The following is a 5,343-nucleotide window of genomic DNA, read 5'->3' as shown; positions in this document are numbered from 1 at the left end:
TTCCAGGCAGGTCGCAGCACTGGGGCTTGGGGTCTTTGGGCACGCGGCCTAACAATTCATTCAAGCCGAAGCCGCTTCGCGGCTCGGCTTAATTCAGGCGTTAGGCGCGCATGGAACTAATCGCGATCGTCAAAGAGGCGTGGGGCTGGACTGGCCTAGAACCTGACCAAATCGTCGGAGATAACGATTTTGGCAACCTAATAGTCAAAGATCAGAGCGGACGCTATTGGCGCCTTTGCCCAGAGGATCTCTACTGCAAGGTCATAGCGCAATCGAGAGAGGAGCTCGATCGGCTCTCTCAAGACCAAGAGTTCCTAGGGGACTGGTATATGAGCGGATTGGTGCAGCAAGCCCGCGAACGCCTTGGACCGCTCCGGCCGGGCTTCAAGTACTGCCTCAAAATTCCTGGGACACTTGGCGGTGAGTACGGTGGTGACAACCTTGCAACTATCTCGCTGAGTGGGCTTATATCCGCTTCCGGCGACATTGCCCAACAAATTGAGGGCCTGCCAGATGGCACACATGTCAAACTCAGCATCGTCGGCTAGCGCGCCTAACAATTCATTCAAGCCGAAGCCGCTTCGCGGCTCGGCTTAATTCAGGCGTTAGGCAGCATGTCCAACATCAAGGCATCCGGTTCAATAATCTCGGCACTGGCTGCATTTGTCAGCATCCGTCTACTCGTGGACTTGATCTGGCGAGGAGTCCCGGCCGCTACAGGTCGGCACTCGATCTTCTCCGGGATTCATCAGTCCCTTGCCCCAAGCTCCGCGCTCTACTGGCTACTGCTTTTCGTGTACGTTGCCGGCATTGTTTGGTTTGGTTACCTGCTGTTGCGTGGCAACAAGCGATAGGCCTCCATGCGATCCCGCTTGCTGCCTAACAATTCATTCAAGCCGAAGCCGCTTCGCGGCTCGGCTTAATTCAGGCGTTAGGCCGCTACCCACCCACGTCATACCGACGCAACACTGAGGAGGACGGTGATGATTAGAATGGTCTGTAGGAACAAAGTAGCTGACTTCGCCAAGTGGAAATCGGTTTTCGACTCGCACTCAGAGGCTCATAACAAAGCTGGGCTATCGCTTGAGGACCTATGGCGCGGAGTTGAGGACTCCAACGAAGTCGTCTTTATCTTCAAGGTAGCGGATCTCGATAAGGCAAAGGCTTTTATATCCGCACCTGACGCAAAAGAGGCTGGTGATAGGTCGGGCGTTATCGAGGGCAACTACTGGTTCGTTGAGTAACGCCAAAAAAAGGCCACTGCGACGCGGCCTAACAATTCATTCAAGCCGAAGCCGCTTCGCGGCTCGGCTTAATTCAGGCGTTAGGTGCCAATGAGGCAATTCGGCAAGCTGATAAAAACATTGTCACTCCTTGCCGGCGCCGGCATCGTTTTGCTTGGCGTGATCTGGCTTGTAGTGGCAGCGTCTGGTGCAGTCAAAACTGGCCAGGCCTTTGCCTTCATTGTTGGTGCCGCCTTCCTGGTTGTTGCAATTCCTTTCCTTGTCTTTCCCTTCTCAAGCCGACTTGCCAAGGTTCTAGCCGTACTTGTCTTGCTCATGCTTGCGCTGGCCATGCTTTGGTTTGCCTTCCGCCCGGGTACGCCGATCGATCGTCCGGTGCTGGCGCAAGTCGGCGCTATCGCATTCGCGGTACTGTTGTTTGCACGCGTTGGGTTAGCCCTGCACCGGAAACGCTCCGGGCTGGGCACCTAACAATTCATTCAAGCCGAAGCCGCTTCGCGGCTCGGCTTAATTCAGGCGTTAGGGCGCAATGGCAAGACTCTCGTTACTGATCCTTCTGATCCTCGGTACCGCGGCGTGCGCTGGTACTCCGCAGCGATCCGGTTGCACCGCGCAAGTCCGAGAGGCACAAGCGCGCTTGGCCGCGGCCGAGGCCAAGCTTGAGCAGGCCAAAGCTGCAGCCACAGACTCCCCAACTCCTCAAGCATTTGGCAAAGTTGCATCCGCCGCTGCTGATGTTGCCGGTGCTCAGGCAGCTCTGGACTCTGCACGGGGCGATTGCGGTGTTGCGCCCTAACAATTCATTCAAGCCGAAGCCGCTTCGCGGCTCGGCTTAATTCAGGCGTTAGGCCGCATGACCCGAATCGTCCTGTCCGTTTGGATCTTTGTCGGTAGCTTGGCCGCTGTGCTGTCGGCTGGTTCACTCATTTCCCACATCCTCACCGCATATCCTGCGGACCATTTCCGCACGTTCGGTACCACCATTCCTTCCATCAGCGAGACCCATGCCCGGTGGTTGCCTCACGCTCCCGCAGCACTAGGGGCCTCGGCTTTGCTTTCGCTTATCGTTGCCATTTACTTTTGGCGCAGTGGCAGGTCTCGTGAGATCAAGGCCTTTGCTGTTACGTTCGTTGCAGCGGTCAACTACTTCCTGGCACTGTTCTGCGTCATGGCCCTCGTGGTTGCGTACTTCCTGCTTCCCAAGGTCGCAAATGCGGCCTAACAATTCATTCAAGCCGAAGCCGCTTCGCGGCTCGGCTTAATTCAGGCGTTAGGCCGCAATGAAAGTTCTCGCTACTGCCTTCTTAGTCCTCCTCGCATCAGGCTGCGCCTCGGCACCCGCGCAAACTGGCGTCAAGCCTTCGGCTCCTAGCCTCGTGACGGGCACGTGGGACTTTGTCGTTTCCGGCAAAGCCGCGCCCCTGTCGTTCAGTTTTGCCCTTACGGACATCCCTGCCGAGACTTGCATATCGGGCACGTGGTACCAGGCACGGCCGCTCTTCGCCCCAAAGGGTTCCGTGTCTCGACCGGCCTACCAATACCAATCCGGCAAGCTTGAGATACTTCTTTCTTCAGAGTTATGCGATGCCTACACTTCGTTCGTTGGCAGCGTTTTCGGCTCAAGCTTCGAGGGTTCTCATGTTTCTTATGGCCTCTTCGGCAGTACAGAGCATGGCAAGGTTAGCGGCGCATTGCGGCACTAGTCGGTTGCGGCCTAACAATTCATTCAAGCCGAAGCCGCTTCGCGGCTCGGCTTAATTCAGGCGTTAGGCCACATTGGAAAGACCCCTGCTCACTGACATTGAAGATCGTACCTTGGCTATGGCCGAGGGTGAGTACGTGCACTTCAAGACAGCCCGCCCCGTTCTGGGAACCTTCTATGAGCGTGACGTTGGCTTTAGAGAGATCTCAGCCATTGTTGGCCGGCTGTCCGCTCTGGGCTTCATTCGCTGGCGCATTCGGCAAGGCCGCTACTATTACTTTCGCAACCGCGCTCCACAGTTCGCCCAGCACAATTGCTCGGCTGAGTTCACGGTCACTGCCGCTGGCGATCTGTACCTTGCCCGCCCTCGGCATGTGGCCTAACAATTCATTCAAGCCGAAGCCGCTTCGCGGCTCGGCTTAATTCAGGCGTTAGGCCCCAATGCGCACATTTCGGTTGTTCTTAATTGTTCAAATCGCCGCGCTCACGGCTCTGCTGGTCGTCGCTGCCGGAATGGCTTTGGTCGGTTCTTTCACTTCCGGGCCAGCTGGCGGGTCAAAATTCTTCTTTGAGGCAGCACTGTTCTTCGGTGCTCTCCCTGTTGTGGCTGTTGGCGCACCAATTTATTTCGCGCTGATTCGATACGGTAAGCCGCGGTGGTTCTACATCATTCTGCTCGGCATCGCTCCTGGCGTCGTCGCGCTTCCATTCGACGTGCTTCTAGGTGGGTTTGCCATCGTATGCGGGGCTGCTGTCGCCTCTTTGACACACCTTATGTGTCGCGGGTTGGGCCCTAACAATTCATTCAAGCCGAAGCCGCTTCGCGGCTCGGCTTAATTCAGGCGTTATGCGCGGTGGAGAAATAGCCTGATGCGGGCTCTCGCAAAAACCGGTTTGCATCGCGCACTGCAAAAGCCTGCTTCGGCAACACCTCGCCGCGCGTCACTCCCTTGGCGAGTGTCGTTTTCTCCGATTGCGGCGTACTCGTCTTCGGCCAGCCGAGCTCGCCCGATTCGTGTCCTGGCTTTCGGGGGGTGATTCCCGTGTACCGATTGTCCTGGGCTAAGATCACTTCAACAGCCCTACTTCACCCACTCTCCGGGCTGCATAACAGTTCATTCAAGCCGAAGCCGCTTCGCGGCTCGGCTTAATTCAGGCGTTAGGCCTCAAAGGCAAGTTCTCGGGAGCGTGAAGAGATGTCCAGCTATTTCTGGCAAGCGTTCAATGACTCAAATGGACGCTGCATTTACTGCCTTAAAGATCTGCTCGCCTCATTCGAGGAGTTCTCTCAGTCTCAAGAAGATCATCTTGTTCCAAAGCATCATGGCGGCCCAGACAGTGCTGACAACATCGTCATTGCCTGTGCCGTTTGTAATGCCCTAAAGCATCATCATTCGCCTACCTCAGAGCCATATTCAGCAGATAAGCGTAGCGAGTACATTGCGGCGGCGAGAATCATCATCACTGCACAGCGGCAAAAGAAATTTGACGACTACAGTTGGTGGATCAGTCGGTTTGCGACTAGATTTGTGCCAATGGAGCACCAGTAGTAAAGCCACTCACTCAGGGGGATCTACGCAATGGACAAGAACCCAGCAACTATGACTCAGTGTTTCACTTGCGATTACTGGGATGGTCAAAGGCAATATGAGTCTCCCGGCTACGTCTCCTACGAGGGTCAGTTCACAACAGCAACTTGTGAAAACTCGGCTTCGCCAAGGCACAGAGATCAGGTTCAACCAAACGCTGGCTGCAATCAGTTGGTCAAGTGGCGCAAGATTTGAGGCCTAACAATTCGTTCAAGTGGAAGCCGCTTCGCGGCTCCACTTAACTCAGGCGTTAGGCCGGCTGGAGAGTTCGTGACAGATAAAAATCCTTACGCCGCTCCGACCGCTGCTGCCCCGCTCACAACTGCGCCGCCGCGTGTAGTCATGGCTTCGGTCGCAATCCACGCAGCTAGTTTCGCATTGGGATTCGGACACACATTCGTAACCAAAGGCTTGCCGGATTCGGCCGGGCGTATTTTTGCTTGGCTCGTGGTATTTAGCATCATCTACTTCTACCTAAGAGCCATTTATCTGGGTAGCAACTGGATCCGCTGGCTGTCGATTTTCCTGACCGCATTGGGAATAATCGCCTTGCCATGGTCCCTGCCTACAACTGGCAAAGCCATCTACATCACCCAGGAAATAATGGTGATCGTTTCTTGTATTCTGCTACTGCTTCCATCTTCGGCGCGTTGGTACCGGCCTAACAATTCATTCAAGCCGAAGCCGCTTCGCGGCTCGGCTTAATTCAGGCGTTAGGCCGCTAAGATCAAAAGCGTCAAAGTGGTTTCCCGCGAGTGCCAGCACTGCGACCTTCGTCCAGGATTCCTTCGTTTGGCTTTCCGGCGAC

The 5,343-nt window shown here is 55.6% G+C and carries 8 protein-coding genes; all 8 read left to right on the top strand.

Annotation, left to right across the window (positions count from 1 at the left end; all coding sequences use genetic code 11):
* The first annotated feature begins 110 nt into the window (after positions 1-110).
* The 8 genes from ASD14_RS15590 (at position 111) to ASD14_RS16170 (ending at position 5,240) form a co-directional block, all read left to right on the top strand.
* Positions 111-548 carry a T6SS immunity protein Tdi1 domain-containing protein gene (locus tag ASD14_RS15590; RefSeq protein WP_056136095.1) on the top strand — a complete coding sequence of 146 codons (438 nt, stop codon included), beginning with the start codon at positions 111-113 and terminating at the stop codon, positions 546-548.
* A gap of 66 nt (positions 549-614) precedes the next feature.
* The gene (locus ASD14_RS15585) at positions 615-854 is read left to right on the top strand and encodes a hypothetical protein (RefSeq protein ID WP_056136092.1); all 240 of its coding nucleotides are present in this window, start codon (positions 615-617) and stop codon (positions 852-854) included.
* 129 nt (positions 855-983) lie between these two features.
* Positions 984-1,244 (top strand): hypothetical protein, encoded by a 261-nt coding sequence (locus ASD14_RS15580; RefSeq protein WP_056136089.1) that lies wholly within the window; start codon positions 984-986, stop codon positions 1,242-1,244.
* A 90-nt stretch (positions 1,245-1,334) separates the two neighbouring features.
* Complete coding sequence (locus ASD14_RS15575) at positions 1,335-1,715, top strand: hypothetical protein (RefSeq protein ID WP_056136087.1); 381 nt, start codon at positions 1,335-1,337, stop codon at positions 1,713-1,715.
* A gap of 382 nt (positions 1,716-2,097) precedes the next feature.
* Positions 2,098-2,466 carry a hypothetical protein gene (locus ASD14_RS15570; protein ID WP_056136084.1) on the top strand — a complete coding sequence of 123 codons (369 nt, stop codon included), beginning with the start codon at positions 2,098-2,100 and terminating at the stop codon, positions 2,464-2,466.
* A 921-nt stretch (positions 2,467-3,387) separates the two neighbouring features.
* A complete protein-coding gene (locus ASD14_RS16585) occupies positions 3,388-3,783 on the top strand; it encodes a hypothetical protein (RefSeq protein WP_056136078.1) in 396 nt (131 codons plus the stop codon).
* A gap of 359 nt (positions 3,784-4,142) precedes the next feature.
* The gene (locus ASD14_RS15850; protein ID WP_082539048.1) at positions 4,143-4,496 is read left to right on the top strand and encodes an HNH endonuclease signature motif containing protein; all 354 of its coding nucleotides are present in this window, start codon (positions 4,143-4,145) and stop codon (positions 4,494-4,496) included.
* A 309-nt stretch (positions 4,497-4,805) separates the two neighbouring features.
* Entirely contained in the window at positions 4,806-5,240 is a 435-nt protein-coding gene (locus ASD14_RS16170; protein WP_157475478.1) for a hypothetical protein, read from the top strand.
* The last annotated feature ends 103 nt before the right edge of the window (positions 5,241-5,343 follow it).

It is taken from the genome of Lysobacter sp. Root494 (genome assembly GCF_001427225.1).
Taxonomy (GTDB): Bacteria; Pseudomonadota; Gammaproteobacteria; order Xanthomonadales; family Xanthomonadaceae; genus Agrilutibacter.
This window is presented reverse-complemented; position numbering and strand designations above follow the sequence as displayed.